This window comes from Streptomyces sp. NRRL F-5135, from assembly GCF_000719775.1.
Taxonomy (GTDB): domain Bacteria; phylum Actinomycetota; class Actinomycetes; order Streptomycetales; family Streptomycetaceae; genus Streptomyces; species Streptomyces hebeiensis.
Map to the genome: position 1 here is coordinate 106,189 of NZ_JOHR01000016.1, position 15,084 is coordinate 121,272.

At 74.4% G+C, this 15,084-nt stretch carries 10 protein-coding genes, 2 pseudogenes and 1 riboswitch; of the genes and pseudogenes, 3 read left to right on the forward strand and 9 right to left on the reverse strand.

Annotated features, from left to right (window positions below; translation table 11 throughout):
* Positions 1–277: 277 nt before the first annotated feature.
* Positions 278–1,435: a pyridoxal-phosphate-dependent aminotransferase family protein gene (locus IG02_RS0126615; RefSeq protein ID WP_051765772.1), complete on the reverse strand. Its 1,158-nt coding sequence runs from the start codon at positions 1,433–1,435 to the stop codon at positions 278–280.
* 327 nt (positions 1,436–1,762) lie between these two features.
* Here IG02_RS0126615 and IG02_RS0126620 point away from each other — a divergent pair, with 327 nt between their 5' ends.
* Positions 1,763–2,842, forward strand: a complete 1,080-nt coding sequence (locus IG02_RS0126620) for an amidohydrolase family protein (protein ID WP_030753261.1) — start codon at positions 1,763–1,765, stop codon at positions 2,840–2,842.
* 654 nt (positions 2,843–3,496) lie between these two features.
* Positions 3,497–4,261, forward strand: a complete 765-nt coding sequence (locus IG02_RS0126625; protein WP_030753264.1) for a glycosyltransferase family 2 protein — start codon at positions 3,497–3,499, stop codon at positions 4,259–4,261.
* A gap of 116 nt (positions 4,262–4,377) precedes the next feature.
* Here the strand turns inward: IG02_RS0126625 and cobC are convergent.
* A pseudogene (gene cobC / locus IG02_RS0126630) lies at positions 4,378–5,514 on the reverse strand (Rv2231c family pyridoxal phosphate-dependent protein CobC); the annotation flags it as partial.
* Positions 5,515–5,676: 162 nt separating this feature from the next.
* Positions 5,677–6,093 carry a cobalamin biosynthesis protein gene (locus tag IG02_RS0126635; protein WP_107055708.1) on the reverse strand — a complete coding sequence of 139 codons (417 nt, stop codon included), beginning with the start codon at positions 6,091–6,093 and terminating at the stop codon, positions 5,677–5,679.
* Positions 6,094–6,147: 54 nt separating this feature from the next.
* Here IG02_RS0126635 and IG02_RS0126640 point away from each other — a divergent pair, with 54 nt between their 5' ends.
* On the forward strand, positions 6,148–7,047 hold the full coding sequence (locus IG02_RS0126640) for a ZIP family metal transporter (RefSeq protein WP_030753269.1): 900 nt from the start codon (positions 6,148–6,150) through the stop codon (positions 7,045–7,047).
* A gap of 125 nt (positions 7,048–7,172) precedes the next feature.
* Here IG02_RS0126640 and IG02_RS0126645 read toward each other — a convergent pair whose 3' ends face one another.
* From IG02_RS0126645 to IG02_RS0126670, 6 genes and pseudogenes are all read right to left on the reverse strand, one after another.
* Positions 7,173–8,591: a cobyrinate a,c-diamide synthase gene (locus IG02_RS0126645; protein WP_030753272.1), complete on the reverse strand. Its 1,419-nt coding sequence runs from the start codon at positions 8,589–8,591 to the stop codon at positions 7,173–7,175.
* A complete protein-coding gene (gene cobO / locus IG02_RS0126650) occupies positions 8,585–9,184 on the reverse strand; it encodes a cob(I)yrinic acid a,c-diamide adenosyltransferase (RefSeq protein WP_030753275.1) in 600 nt (199 codons plus the stop codon). Before cobO ends, IG02_RS0126645 begins: the two co-directional genes overlap by 7 nt.
* 226 nt (positions 9,185–9,410) lie before the next feature.
* A pseudogene (locus IG02_RS0126655) lies at positions 9,411–11,550 on the reverse strand (putative cobaltochelatase); the annotation flags it as partial.
* A 112-nt stretch (positions 11,551–11,662) separates the two neighbouring features.
* A complete protein-coding gene (locus IG02_RS0126660) occupies positions 11,663–13,216 on the reverse strand; it encodes a cobyric acid synthase (protein ID WP_030753281.1) in 1,554 nt (517 codons plus the stop codon).
* A complete protein-coding gene (locus IG02_RS39855; protein ID WP_037804308.1) occupies positions 13,213–14,409 on the reverse strand; it encodes a cobalamin biosynthesis protein in 1,197 nt (398 codons plus the stop codon). The genes IG02_RS0126660 and IG02_RS39855 overlap by 4 nt, the downstream gene beginning before the upstream one ends.
* 55 nt (positions 14,410–14,464) lie before the next feature.
* A riboswitch (cobalamin riboswitch) is annotated at positions 14,465–14,555 on the reverse strand.
* A 263-nt stretch (positions 14,556–14,818) separates the two neighbouring features.
* Entirely contained in the window at positions 14,819–15,046 is a 228-nt protein-coding gene (locus tag IG02_RS0126670; protein WP_030753287.1) for a hypothetical protein, read from the reverse strand.
* Positions 15,047–15,084: the final 38 nt, after the last annotated feature.

A 15,084-nucleotide genomic window follows, 5' to 3' on the forward strand; every position in this document is an offset into this window, starting at 1 on the left:
CCGTGCGCCATGCGATACCGGCCAGTAGTAGGCGGACATGTTTGGAAATGTTGGAACAAAACGGTCAGGTTTGTGGGTCCGGTCACATATCCGTAACGCCATCGAGATCTCGGGTAATCGCTGCTGGTGAGTCATCTGAAACCCATGCGTTTAGGGGTGGGGAAAGCGGGCAGAAGAATACGGGAAGCTGCTTGAAATAAAGCAGCTTCCCGTATTCATTAATTCATGTTCTCTTGTTCTCTTTGTTGATTCGCGGGCGCGTCGCGCCGGGCGGGGCTCAGCCGTCGTGGCGCGGCCGGTCCGCGGCCGCGTCCGACAGGCTCTCGCGCCACGCCTCGTCCGCCGCGCGCCGGGCGGCTTCCTGGTCCACCGGCCGGCCGGCTCCGCCGAGCGCCTCCTCCAGGGCGGTGCCCAGCGCGGTCAGACAGGCGTGTACGACGTCCGGAGCGGCGGCGGCGCCGTAGTGGTTGACCCGGATCATCTCCGCCGCCAGCGCGCCCCCGCCGGCGACCAGCGGCAGCGACGGATCGGCGGCCAGAGCCTTCGCGACCAGCTCGGTGGCGTCGGTTCCGGCGGGCGTACGGAGCGTGGTGGCCACGGGGGCGGCCTCGGCCGCCTCGTGGACGTACGGCTCCAGGCCGCCGCCCAGCGCCAGGGCGCCCGCGCGCACGGCGGCGGCGGTCGCGGCGTGCCCGGCGGTCACGGCCGCCAGGCCGGCCGCCTCGATGCGGTCCAGGCACGCCTCCAGGGCCAGCATCTCCAGCTGTGCGGGGGCGTGCGGCAGAGCCCGGCGGCCCGTGTCGATCCAGCGCTCCTTCCAGTCGAGGAGGGAGAGGTACGAGCGGCGGGGCGCCCGCGGATTGGCGGCGAACCGCGCCCAGGCGCGCTCGCTCACGGACACCGCCGAGACCCCGGCCGGGCCGCCCATCGCCTTCTGCGCGCCGATCACACACAGGTCCACGCCCCAGGCGTCGGTGTACAGCGGCTCGGCGGCCACGGAGGCGACGGCGTCCACCATGAACAGCGCGCCGTGCGCCCGTACCACCGAGCCGATCTCCGCGACCGGATTGGTGTTCCCGGTCGCGGCCTCGGCGTGCACCAGCGACACGAAGTCGATCTCGGGGTGGGCGGCCAGGGCGTGCTCGATCCGGTCGGCGCTCACGGCGGTGTGGAACGGCACCTCCAGGTCCACGACGGTCGCGCCGCAGTCACGCAGCCAGTCGCCGAAGGTCTGCCCGTACGGTCCCGTGACCACGTTCAGGGCGGTGGAACCGGGCCGCGCGCCACCGCGGATACAGCCCTCCAGCGGCAACAGGGCCTCGCCCTGCATGATCACGACATCGTTCTCGGTGGCGAGGAGCGAGGCCACCCGGCGTTCGACGGCGGCGAAGCGGTCGGCGGTCAGCGGGGGCAGGTCCAGCAGCGGATGGGGCACGGTGGGGTCTCCTCGGCGAGGTGTGGACGTACGGGGTTCCCGGACGGGACGCCCCGGGCGGGGGTGTCCGGACAACGGGTGCCGGACGGCGGGTGCCCGCGAGCGGGTGCCGGACGGCGGATGCCCGCGAGCGGGTGCCGTGCGCCGACCGCCCCGCCGACGGTGCCCGGCCGGGCCGCCCGAACGGGCTGTTCGGTCTCGTGTTCGGACTCTCGTCGAGGGTACCCAGGGCCTCGTAGAGTGCTGTTCATGAGGGAATTCGGCGGTGCGGACGGAGACGTGGGCGGCCTCGCCGACGGGCGCGCGGACAGGCACGCGGACGGACACGTGGCGCTCCGGGTGAAGGGACGGATCCTGGTCGGCCCGGAGGACGTCAGGGACGAGCTGTGGGTCGTGGGCGGCCGGATCACCTACGACCGGCCCTCCCTCGCCCGTGACGTCCGTACGGTCGAGGGCTGGGCGCTGCCCGGCCTGGTCGACGCGCACTGCCACGTCGGGCTCGACCGGCACGGCGCGGTCGACGCGGCGACCAGCGAGAAGCAGGCGATCGAGGACCGTGAGGCGGGCGCGCTGCTGCTGCGCGACGCCGGATCGCCCGCGGACACCCGCTGGATCGACGACCGTGCCGATCTGCCGAAGATCATCAGGGCGGGCCGCCACATCGCCCGTACCCGCCGCTACATCCGCAACTACGCGCACGAGATCGAGCCGGAGGACCTCGTCGCCTACGTCGCCGGGGAGGCGAAGCGCGGGGACGGCTGGGTCAAGCTCGTCGGCGACTGGATCGACCGGGAGGCGGGTGATCTGACCCCCTGCTGGCCGCGCGGGGCGGTCGAGGCGGCCATCGCGGAGGCGCACCGGCTCGGGGCCCGGGTCACCGCGCACTGCTTCGCCGAGGACTCGCTCCGTGACCTCGTGGAGGCGGGGATCGACTGCGTGGAACACGCCACCGGCCTCACCGAGGAGACCATCCCGCTCTTCGCCGAGCGCGGCGTCGCGATCGTGCCGACGCTGGTCAACATCGCGACGTTCCCGCGGCTCGCCGCGGGCGGCGAGGCCAGGTACCCGCGCTGGTCGGCGCACATGAACCGGCTGCACGCCCGCCGCTACGACACCGTCCGCGCGGCGTACGACGCGGGCATCCCGGTCTTCACCGGCACCGACGCGGGCGGCGGCCTCGCCCACGGCCTGGTGGGCGCGGAGGTCGCGGAACTGGTCACGGCCGGCCTGCCGCCGCTCGCGGCCCTCTCGGCCGCCACCTGGTCCGCCCGCGCCTGGCTGGGCCGACCGGCCCTGGAGGAGGGCGCCCCGGCGGACCTGGTGGTGTACGAGGAGGACCCCCGAGCGGACGTCCGCACCCTGAAGGCTCCCCGCCGCATCGTCCTGAACGGCCACGTGGTCGCCTGACGACGCGGCCGTCGGAGCCGGGGAGCGCTCGCGCGTCCGACAACGCGGGAGCCGGACGCCGGGGCGAGGTCGGCATGTGTGGCGCGCGGCCGATTCCGGCAGCCCGCGCCGCGCCGGTCCTGGACGAGTGATCGCGCGGGCCGCCCGCTGCCGCGCGGGCCTCGCGAGTCGTATGTCGAGCTCGTATGTGCGGTGTCGGGTTCAGGGCTCCTGACGATCAGGGACGCAGGTGGACCGATGGCTCGGCGCCGGTTGTCCTGGCTCCGTTTGTTCGCTTGCGTCCCTACGCCGTCGCCCCGTGTCGCGCCGTGTCCGGCCTCACCGCCGGGGGTTGAGACGAGCTGCGCCGACCGACTGCCGCATCTGCCGCGGCCGGACACGCTGGTGCTGTGGGGCAAGGAATTCGACAGCAACGCTTCCTCGCGGCGGTCACCCGGAGCAGTTCGATCGCCACATGGGACACGGTCCGAGCAACCTTCTGAGGAAAGTGTTGATCCTTGAGTCTCGATCTGGAACGGTCCGCATCATGAGAGAGCCCAGAGAGCCGAGTTACCTCCCGAACGACCTCGCCGGTCAGAACCCCGACCTGTTGAACGACAGTCGGGAACCCCGGCCGGGCGGAACGACGCATTCGCCTCTCCAGCGGTGGACCTCATGCCCACCATCAGTGTGATCACGGCCGTCTATGACGGCGGTCACCAGTACTTGCCTGACGCCTACGCCTCTCTCAGGGCCCAACCGATGCCTGATGGCTGGGCATGGGAGTGGCTCATCCAGGAAGACGGGCGCACGGGGCGGCCGCGGACAGTGCTGCCCTCTGATGAGCGTATTCGCTACTCCACGGGGGCCCGTGGCGGCGCCGGCGTGGCGCGCACCGTTGGGTTGGCCCGGGCCAACGGCTCTCTCGCCCGAGCCCTGGATGCCGACGACCTACTGACTGAGGGAGCGCTCGCGCGCGACATAGAAGAGCTGACGCGTCATCCCGAAGCCGGGTGGTGCATCTCCGGGTGCCTGGATTTGCTACCTGACGGCCGGCTGATACCTGGTCCGTACGACCCGCCGCCGGGGCCTTTGCCCTACGCGCAGTTGCGTGCCCAGTACGAGGCCGGCATGTTTCCGGTGGTAGGCACACATCTGACGGCACGTACCGACCTCGTGCGGGCGGTAGGAGGGTGGCCGGCGCTCCCCGCGCTCGAGGCTCTCGCCCTTGTGCTCATCTGTGCCTCGGTAGCACCAGGGCGGATGGTCGGCACACCCGGCGGGGTGTATCGGAAACATCCAGCACAGTCGACCGCACAGCCTGATTACCACCGCGCAGACGAGTTCGCCGCGCTACGCGCGGCAATCCTGACCCGTCTCGACGCGCTTGGAAATTCTCAGTGGCGCTGGTCGCCTCAGGCCGAAGAGGGGGCAAAATAAACCTCATTTCGGACAAGTGAACCTGAAACCCTTTCAACCCGCCCTGGCCACGACCCGCGACGAGCGCGACCCGCGACGAGCGCGACCCGCGCCACGTTCCGGGGCGCTCCGCCGCGTCAGCCCCCGGTGGTCCCGCCCCCGGGCTCGCCGACCGCCGTCAGGGACTGGTCCAGGGCCTGGAGGAATCGATTCGTCGTGGCACGGTCCCGCACGGCGAGGCGCAGCCACCGGGCGTCCAGGCCCGGGAACGTGTCGCCCCGGCGAGTGGCGAAGCCCAGGACGCGCAGGCGGGCGCGGACCGCGTCGGCGCGGGCCGTGCGGAGCAGGACGAACGGGCCCCGCGCCGCCGCCACCGTCCGCACCTCGTCGAACTCCGCCAGCCCCGCGAGCAGATGCGCCCGCTCCACCGCTGTGCGTCGCGCCGCCGCCTCCGCCTCCGCCAGCGCGGCGGGCGACACGCACGCCTCGGCGGCGGCCAGCGCCGGGGTCGACACCGGCCACAGCGGCTGGGCGCGCTCCAGCGCGGCCACCGTCTCCGGCTCCGCCAGTACGTAGCCGATCCGCAGGCCGGCCAGCCCCCAGGTCTTCGTGAGACTGCGCAGCACCACCAGCCCGGGCACGTCCACCCGCCCCGCCAGGGCCTCCGGCTCGCCCGGCACCGCGTCCATGAACGCCTCGTCCACCACCAGCGTCCGGCCCGGCCTGGCGAGCTTCGCGACCGTCCCGGCCGGGTGCAGGACCGAGGTCGGATTGGTCGGATTGCCCAGCACCACCAGGTCCGCGTCCTCCGGCACGGCCGCCGGATCCAGCCGGAAGCCCTCCTCCTCCCGCAGCAGCACCCGCCGCACCTCGTGCCCCGCGTCCCGCAGCGCCGCCTCCGGCTCCGTGAACTGCGGATGCACCACGACCGGCCGGCTGCCCGCCGGCAGGGCCCGGGCCAGCAGGACGAACGCCTCCGCGGCCCCCGCCGTCAGCAGCACTCGCTCGGCCGGCAGGCCGTGCCGCGCCGCCACCGCCGCCCGCGCCACCCGGCCGTCGGGGTACGCGGCGAGCCCCGTCAGCGACTCGGCGATCCGCGCGCACAGCCAGTCCGGCGGTGTGCCCGTACGGACATTGACCGCGAGGTCGACCAGTCCGGCCGCGCCGTCGCGCATCTCGGCGTCGCCGTGGTGGCGCAGATCGTGGCCGTCAGCGTGCGCGTACATGGCCGTCGCGCGGGTCGTGGCCGGGTATTCCGGATACGGGGCCGTGCCGGTGGACCGGACGGGCCACGCGCTCGACGAACAACGGGACGACGAGGCGGTTCACCGTGCTCCCTCCCTTGAGGCTCCGGAACCACCGCAGCCCTGTCACCACGGCACACGCGATATCGCGTGTGCCCCCTGTGTTTCCTGTTCTTCCTGCCGATATCGACATCATGTCCATAGGGACCGGTTCCACTCCGGATCGCCTTCCGGGTGGCCCCTGCACGCCACGGCGCAGGTGACCGTCCCGGGCGCGCCCCCGCTCCGCGCCGTCCGTTTCGGGACGAGGAGCACGCCTCCGCCGGCCAGCGCGGCCGCCTCCGCGACAGAGGGGGTGCCCACAGCGGCCAGGGCGGCGTCCGACGGGTGCGGTACGCGGACACCGGCCAGCAGTTCGGCCGCGTACCCCCGTACCGGCACCCCGAGCCGCTCCGCCGCTCCCAGGATCCCGGGCTCCGCGGCCTTCGCGGCCACGGTCGCCAGCTCGACGACCGCGAGCGGCGGGAGTCCGGCGCCCCGCAGGGTCGCCTCGACCAGCGCGGACACGTCTTCCGCCGAGGCGCCCCGGCGCGCGCCGATACCGACCACCAACTCGCCCCGCGAATGTGCGGAACGCGGCCCCGATGGGCTATGCAGGGGCCCATGGCGGTGTTCGTCGCGCTCGGCGCGTTCCTCATGACGCTGTTCGGCGGCTGGACGGCGCAGCGCGTCACGGACCGCCGCCACCTCGTGCTGGGCCTGGCCGGGGGTCTGATGCTCGGCGTCGTCGGCCTCGATCTCCTGCCGGAGGCCCTGCGCGCGGCGGGTGAGGAGATCTTCGGCGTACCGCAGGCGCTGCTGCTCTTCGTCGCCGGCTTCCTGATCGCCCATCTGGTGGAACGGCTGCTCGCCGGCCGGCAGGCGGCCCACGGCGGTGCCCCGGAGGGGCCGCACCCTCACTCGGGCGGACGTCTCCCAGGCACCGACGACACTCGCACCGATGACACAGGCGCGGATCACATCGGCACCGATGGCAGGAGCACCGATCACCGGGGCGGTCACACCACGAGCAGTCGCGCCGCGGGAACCCACCACCACGCCGCTCCCCCCGTCGCCGCCGAACGGGTGCCGCAGGTCGGTCTGACCGCCGCCGCCGCCATGGTCGGCCACAGCGTGATGGACGGCATCGCGCTCGGCGCGGCCTTCCAGGTCGGCGGGGGCATGGGCATCGCCGTGGCCCTCGCCGTGATCGCCCATGACTTCGCGGACGGCTTCAACACGTACACGATCACCAGCCTGTACGGGAACCGCCGCCGCAAGGCGATCGCGATGCTGTTCGCGGACGCCGTCGCGCCGGTCGCGGGCGCCGCGTCCACGCTGCTGTTCACCCTCCCCGAAGAGGCGCTCGGCAGCTACCTCGGTTTCTTCGGCGGCGCCCTGCTCTATCTCGCCGCCGCCGAGATCCTGCCCGAGGCCCACCACGAGCACCCGGCGCGTTCCACCCTCCTGTGCACGGTCCTGGGGGTGTGTTTCATCTGGCTGGTGGTGGGCGTCGCCGGCTGAGCCACCGCGTCGCACACGACACGGTACGGAGCCCGCCCGCGCCCCACGGGCCCGCGCCCCGTAGGCCCGTACCGTACGGATTCGCGCCCGGCGGGCCGCCGCCCCGTCCTCGTCCCCTCGCCGGCTCACGCCGCGCACCGTTCCACGAACCGCCGCGCCATGCGCGGAGTCGCCGCCCAGTGCGTGTGCAGATAGCTCGCGTGCACGCCGCCCCGGACGAACCCCTCCAGCCGACGGGCCGGGTGCACCACTCCCCATGCCGCCTCCGGCCCCGCCGCCGGCTCCAGCACGGTCCGGTGGAACTCGTGCCCGCGCACCCGGGTCCCCGCCGCCGCGAGCGTGCTGTCACCGACCGCCACCGCCTCCCGGTAGCCCAGCGTCAGCCGCTCCGACATCCGCGCGTCGGCGTCCAGCACCCCGCACATCGGCTTCTCGTCCAGGGAGCGCGCGAGATACAGCAGCCCGGCGCACTCCGCCGCGACCGGCGCACCGGCGTGCGCCAGTTTGGCGACGGCCGCGCGCAAGGGCTCGTTGGCGGACAGCTCCGGCGCGTACACCTCGGGGAAGCCGCCCCCGATGACCAGCCCCTTGGTGCCCTCCGGCAGCCGTTCGTCCCGCAACGGGTCGAACGGCACGACCTCGGCGCCAGCCGCCGTCAGCAGCTCGGTGTGTTCCGCGTACGAGAACGTGAACGCGGAACCGCCGGCGACGGCGACCACGGGCCGCCCCGCGCGGTCCGCGCCGGCGATCGGTTCGATCCCCGGCTGCCACGCCACCGCGTCCAGCGGCGGCGCGCTGCGCGCCAGCGCCAGCAGCGCGGGCAGGTCGCAGCCCGCCCGCACCCGGTCGGCCAGCGCCCGCATCGACCGCACCGCGTCCGTGTGCCGCTCGGCCACCGGGACCAGCCCCAGGTGCCGGGAGGGCGTGCCCAGCAGGTCGGTCCGGCGCAGCACGCCCAGCACCGGTACGCCCGACCCGTCCAGCGCGTCCCGCAGCAGCCGCTCGTGCCGGTCCGTGGCGACCTTGTTGAGGATCACCCCGCCGATCCGCACCTCCGGGTCCCACGACGCGAAACCGTGCACCAGCGCCGCGACCGAACGGGACTGGGACGAGGCGTCCACCACCAGCACCACCGGCGCGCGCAGCAGCTTCGAGACCTGGGCGGTGGAGGCCAGCTCCCCCTGCCCGGACGCACCGTCGTAGAGCCCCATGACCCCCTCGACGACCGCCAGGTCCGCGCCCGCGGCCCCGTGCGCGAACAGCGGCCCGATCAGACCGGGACCGCACATGTACGCGTCGAGGTTCCGGCCGGGCCGCGGCCCGGACCCGGTCGTCGCCCCGGACCCGCCGGACGCCGACGGAACCGGCGAACCGGACGCCACCGCCAGCGCGTGGTAGCCCGGATCGATGTAGTCCGGCCCCACCTTGTGCGGGGAGACGGCCAGACCGCGTTCCGAGAAGGCCGCCATCAGGCCCGTCGCGACGGTGGTCTTGCCGCTGCCCGAGGAGGGCGCGGCGACGACCAGGCGCGGGACGTTCACCACTCGATGCCTCTCTGCCCCTTCTGGCCCGCGTCCATCGGGTGCTTGATCTTCGTCATCTCCGTGACGAGATCCGCGAACTCCTTGAGCTTCTCCGGCGCGTTGCGACCCGTGATCACGACGTGCTGGCTGCCCGGGCGGTCCCGCAGCACCTCGATCACCTCGTCCGTGTCCACCCAGCCCCAGTGCAGCGGATACGCGAACTCGTCCAGCACGTACAGCTTGTGCGTCTCGGCCGCGAGGTCCCGCTTGACCTGCTCCCAGCCCTCGCGCGCCGCCTCCTCGTTGGAGAGCTGGCTGTCGCGCTGCACCCACGACCAGCCCTCGCCCATCTTGTGCCAGACGACGCTGCCGCCCTCGCCGCTCGCCCCCAGCACGGTGAGCGCCTTCTCCTCGCCGACCCGCCACTTCGCCGACTTCACGAACTGGAACACACCGATCGGCCAGCCCTGGGTCCATGCCCGCAGCGCGAGCCCGAAGGCCGCCGTCGACTTGCCCTTTCCGGTGCCGGTGTGGACGAGGACGAGCGGACGGTTGCGGCGCTGACGGGTCGTCAGTCCGTCGTCCGGGACGGTCTCCGGTTGTCCTTTCGGCATTACGCGGCCCTCCTGTTCGTGTTCTTGACGGCCTTACCGGTCCCACCGGTCCTGCCGGTCTTCTCGGTCCGGTCGGTTGTCCTGGTCCCGCCCGTCGCGGCGGCGGTGGACACGGAAGCCGCCCCGGGCGCCCGTACGCCGGCCCTCTGGCCGTCGGCTCCCCGGCGCCCGGCACCCTGGGCTCCGGCCCCTCGCGTTCCGCCGGCCCCTCGCTTTCCGAATTCGCCCTGGACGTCCCTGACCAGCCCGGCGATGCTGTCGGCCCGCAGTTCGTCCAGGGTGACGGCCGTACCGCCCAGCGCGCCCGCGAGTGTTCCGGCCAGCCCGAGCCGTACCGGCCCCGACTCGCAGTCCACGACCACCGCCGCCGTCCCCTCCGCCGCGTGCAGCCGCGCCGCTCGCGTCGCCAGCCCCAGCGGGTCCCCGCCGCCCGTCGCCCGCCCGTCCGTCACGACCACCAGCAGCGGGCGCCGCACGGGATCCCGCAGCCGCTCCACCCGCAGGACGTCATGGGCCTTCAGCAACCCGGCGGCGAGCGGTGTCCGCCCGCCCGTCGGCAGCGTGTCCAGCCGGGCCGCCGCCGCGTCGACCGACGACGTCGGCGGCAGCGCGAGCGCCGCTTCCTTCCCGCGGAAGGTGACCAGGCCGACCTTGTCGCGCCGCTGGTAGGCGTCCAGCAGCAGTGAGAGCACCGCCCCCTTCACCGCGCTCATGCGCTGCCGGGCCGCCATCGACCCGGACGCGTCGACCAGGAACAGCACCAGGTTCCCCTCGCGGCCCTCCCGGGTCGCCTGCCGCAGGTCGTCCCGGCGGACCACCAGCCCGGGGCCGGAGCGCCCGCGCGCCCGCTGGTGCGGCGCCGCCGCCCTGACCGTGGCCGACAGGTGAAGCTTGGTCAGGACGCTCCGGGGGCGCCGGGAGCCCGTCGTCCTGCCGTGCTCCGTACGGGCCCGGGAGCGGCGTCCTGCCGCGCCCTCGCCGAGCCCCGGCACGCTGAGCGTCTTCGTACGGAACGGTTCCCCGGCCCGTACGGCGGACCGTTCCCCGGCTCCGGGCCCGGCCGCCGGGCCCGAGCCGTCCGGGGCCCGGGGCCGTTCCTGACCGGGCCGCTGCTCCGCGGCGTCGGGCGCGGTACCGTCCTCGCCGGGTGCCTCGTCCCGTCCGGGCGCGGCCGGCTCTCGCGGACCGGCCTGCGGCGGCGGGCCGTCCTCGTCCGCGGGACCGCCGTTCCCGTTCCCGCCCCCGCCCCCGTCCCCGGGGCCGTCCGGGCCGGGGCCGTCCGGGCCGGAGCCGTCGCCGGCCGGACCGCCGTCCGGACCGCCGTCCGGATCCTCCGGGCCCGGGTCGTCGTCCCCGGCGAACTCCTCCAGCGTCTCGTCCAGCTTGTCCTCGTCCAGCCCCGGCGCGTCGAAGGGCGAGCGCCGCCGCCGGTGGGGGAGCGCCAGCAGCGCGGCCTGCCGTACGTCCGCGGCCGTGACGTCCGTACGCCCCGCCCACGCGGCCAGCGCCACGGCGGTCCGCGCCATCACGATGTCCGCCCGCATCCCGTCCACCTCGAACGCGGCGCAGGTCGCGGCTATCTGCCGGAGCGCGGTGTCCCCCAGCCGTACCTCCGGCAGCAACGCGCGCGCGGCGACGATCCGCGTCCGCAGCGCGTCCTCCTCGTCGGCCCAGCGCGCGGCGAACCCGGCCGGATCGTCGTCGTACGCGAGCCGCCGCCGTACGACCTCCACCCGCTCGTCCGGCTCGCGCGAGGCCGCGACCTCCACCGTCAGCCCGAAGCGGTCGAGCAGCTGCGGCCGCAGCTCGCCCTCCTCCGGATTCATCGTCCCGACGAGCAGGAAACGGGCGGCGTGCCGTACGGAGACGCCCTCGCGCTCGACGTACGACGACCCCATGGCCGCCGCGTCCAGCAACGAGTCGATCAGGTGGTCGTGCAGCAGGTTGACCTCGTCGACGTACAGCACCCCGCGGTGCGCCTCGGCGAGCAGCCCCGGCTCGAACGCCTTCACGCCCTCCGCCAGGGCGCGTTCGATGTCCAGCGCGCCGACGAGCCGGTCCTCCGACGCGCCCACCGGCAGCTCGACCATCCGGGCGGCCCGGGCCGCACCGGGGCGCCCGGGCTCGTGCGGTCCGTCCGGGCAGCGCGGATCGGGCGCGGCGGGATCACAGCTGAACCGGCACCCGCCGACCACCGACACCTCGGGCAGCAGCGTGGCCAGGGCGCGCACGGCCGTGGACTTCGCCGTGCCCTTCTCGCCCCGGACCAGGACTCCGCCGACCGCCGGGCTGACCGCGTTCAGCAGCAGGCCGAGCCGCAGATCGTCCATCCCCACCACGGCGGTGAACGGGAAAGGGGTGCTCATATGCTGATCGCTCCTTCGAGAGGTTCGCGTACGGCAGCTTGGGTGCGGGGGGCAGGGGGGACGGAGCGGACAGAGCGGGCGGGCCGGCCGGGCCGGGTCGGACGTCGAGAGGTCACGACGGCGCCCCCGGCGGGACGAACGGCAGTGCCCCGGGCGCCCCCTCCTCGATCAGCCGCCACAGCGCGTCCGTGTCCGCGTGCTCCTCGACCAGATCGCCGAGAAGGTCGAGCTGTGCCTCGCGCAGCACGCCGAAGCTCGTGTCGGGCGCCGGTACGAAACGCCGGCCCGCGGCCCGCGCCGCCTCCGTCAGGAACGCCCGCCGGAACGCGTCGCTCTCCAGCGCCCCGTGCCAGTGCGTTCCCTGCACGGACCCCACCCGGCAGCCGTCCAGCGCGCGCCCCGCCTCGTCGGAGGCGAACGCCTCGCCGCCGAGCACCCGGGCGACGCCATGGTGGATCTCGTACCCCTCGACAGGTTCGCCGAGCGCCACACCGGCCGGCCGGGCCAGCGTCTTCTCGCGCGCGAACCGGACCCGTACGGGCAGCAGTCCCAGCCCGGCCACCGTGCCGGCCCGCGACTCCACCTCGTCGTCGATGCGCTCGCCCAGGATCTGGTAGCCCCCGCAGATCCCCAGCACCGGGCGCCCCTCGGCGGCCCGCCGGGCGAGCGCGTCGGCGAGGCCGCGCTCCCGCAGCCACTCCAGGGCCCGCACCGTGCCGCGCGTGCCCGGCACCACGGCGAGGTCCGCGTCCGCCAGTTCCTCCGGCCGGTCCACGAAGCGGACCACGACCCCCGGTTCGGCGGCCAGCGCGTCCACGTCCGTGAAGTTGGACATGAGCGGTACGGCGCAGACCGCGACCCGCAGCACGTCCTCGCCGTACGGGGCCGCCGGCCGCGACTCGCGCACCGCCCCGCGCAGCGACACCCGCAGGCCGTCCTCCTCGTCGATGCCCAGGCCGTGCCGCCACGGCAGGACGCCCACCGTGGGCCGCCCCGTCAGCGCGCGCAGCATGTCGAGCCCCGGCTCCAGCAGGGACACGTCCCCCCGGAACTTGTTGACCAGATAACCCGCCACCAGCGCCTGGTCCTCGGGGCTCAGCAGCGCGGTCGTCCCGAAGAAGGAGGCGAAGACCCCGCCGCGGTCGATGTCCCCGACCACGACCACCGGCAGCCGCGCGGCCCGCGCGATGCCCATGTTCACGATGTCGGTACGGCGCAGATTGATCTCCGCCGGGCTGCCCGCTCCCTCGCAGATCACCGCGTCGTAGCCGCTCCGCAGCTCCTCCAGGCACTCCAGGACCGGCCCGAGCAGCGCCTCCTGCCGCCCGCCGTGGTAACCGCGGGCACTGAGCTCGCCCACCGGACGGCCCATCAGCACCACCTGGCTGCTGCGGTCGCTGCCCGGTTTCAGCAGGACGGGATTCATCAGCGCGGTCGGTTCCACCCGTGCCGCCTGCGCCTGCATCGCCTGTGCCCGGCCGATCTCCGCGCCCTCACGGGTCACGAACGAGTTCAGCGACATGTTCTGTCCCTTGAAGGGCGCCACCTTCACGCCCCGGCGCACGAGCCAGCGGCAGATTCCCGCCGTCACCACGCTCTTGCCCGCGTCGGAGGTGGTCCCGGCGATCAGCAGCCCGCCCCCGCGCCCCCGCCCGTTCCGGCTCATGCCCCGCGCCCCTTCCCCGCTGACGTCGTACGCCGTTCCGCGGCGTGCCGCAGCGCGCCGTACGCGAACCGCCCCGCGACACAGGTCATCAGGGCGAGCGCGGACACCCGGCCGGACAGCCGCACGGCCCGCTCGATGTCCGGGACCTCGACGGGCCGCCCCTCGCCGTTCAGGACGGGCCGGTGCTCCACGCGCCCGGCGTACGCCAGGGTGCCCCCGAGCCGTACGCCCAGCGCGCCGGCGAACGCCGCCTCCACCGGCCCCGCGTTCGGGCTCGGATGACGGTGCGCGTCCGCGCGCAGCGCCCGGAGCGCGCCGCGCGGATCGCCGCCCGCCACCACGGCCAGGGCGGCCGTCAGCCGGGCGCCCGGCCATCCGGCGAGGTCGTCGAGGCGGGCCGAGGCCCAGCCGAACCGGCGGTGGCGCGGTGACAGGTGACCCACCATCGCGTCCAGCGTGTTCACCGCCCGGAAGCCCACCAGCCCCGGCACCCCCGCGACGGCGCCCCAGACGAGCGCCCCCACGACGGCGTCGGAGGTGTTCTCCGCGACGGACTCCACCACCGCGCGCGCGATCTGCCCGCCGTCCAGGGCCTGCGGGTCGCGCCCGCACAGGTGTGGCAGCCGCTGCCGGGCGAGGCCGAGGTCCCCCGCGGCGAGTGCCTCGCCGATGGCGCGGGCCTCCCGCCCCAGTGAGGTACCGCCGACGACGGCCCAGGTGGCGGCGGCGGTCAGGGCGACGGGTGCGAGCGCGCCGGGGGAGGCCGGGGGAGCGGGGGCGGCGGCGGTGTCACCACGCGCGACGCGTACGTCTCGCACGCCCCACAGGTCCCGCGCGCCACCTACTTCGCGTACGCCGCGCACTCCGCGTATGCCGCGTATGCCGCGTACGCCGCGCACTCCGCGTATGCCGCGTACGCCGCGCACTCCGCGTACGCCGCGCGCGGCGAGTGCCGCGACCGTGACGGCTCCACCGGCGCACACCGCCGTGTGCAGTGCGCCCCAGCCCCGGTGATCGCGCCACAGGACTCGTTCCACGGCCCCCGCGGCCCTGCCGAACGCCGCGACGGGATGCCCCCGGCGCGGATCACCGAGCAGCCGGTCGGCCACGAGGCCGGCGGCGGCACCGTACGCGAAAACCCGCTCGGCGGCCGGACCACGGCCGCCCGCGGCGGCTGAACCGCAGCCAGGCATGGCGAATCGTCCTCACTCAGGGTCCGCGCCCCGGCTCGACGTGACGCGGCGGCGAGAGTTCCTGGCTCCTGCGAGCGGCGCCCGGGGTGGGACGGCGCTCACAGTGACAGTGGCGGGACCGCGCCGGATTCGCACCGGCTTCCTCTCCATGCCGCCGTGTATGGCCCCGGAAGTCCACCACGCTCGAGAACACCCGTCAACTCGTCCTTGACCTGCGACGGAACAGTGTGCCGAGCCCCACACGAGGCCGTGTCGTCCCTATATGGGCCCTCTTGCGGCACGAGTGGCACAGGGGCGGCACGAGAGGCAGGAGTCGGCCCCGGCACACACCTGGTGCGCCGGGGCCGACTCCTCTGTGTAATCCCGCGGGCTCGTGGGCGCGGCCGGCGCCGCCGCCCGCCGCGCCGGGTCAGGCGACGATCAGATAGATCCCGTACGCCACCGCCGCCGCGCACAGCGCGAAGCAGGCGTAGGCCAGCACCTGCCCCGTGCGGGCGGCGCCGCCCGCGCTCCGGGCCCCGGCGGACTCCTGCCTGGCCAGGCTCACCACGCCCAGGGCGAACAGGCCCACGAGGGCGACCGTGGCCGCGAGGCTCACGCCGAAGACGGCTCCCAGGGCCGCCCAGTCGATGTTCATCGTCTTCTCCGCTCCTCTGATCCTCTGGTCACGCGCGC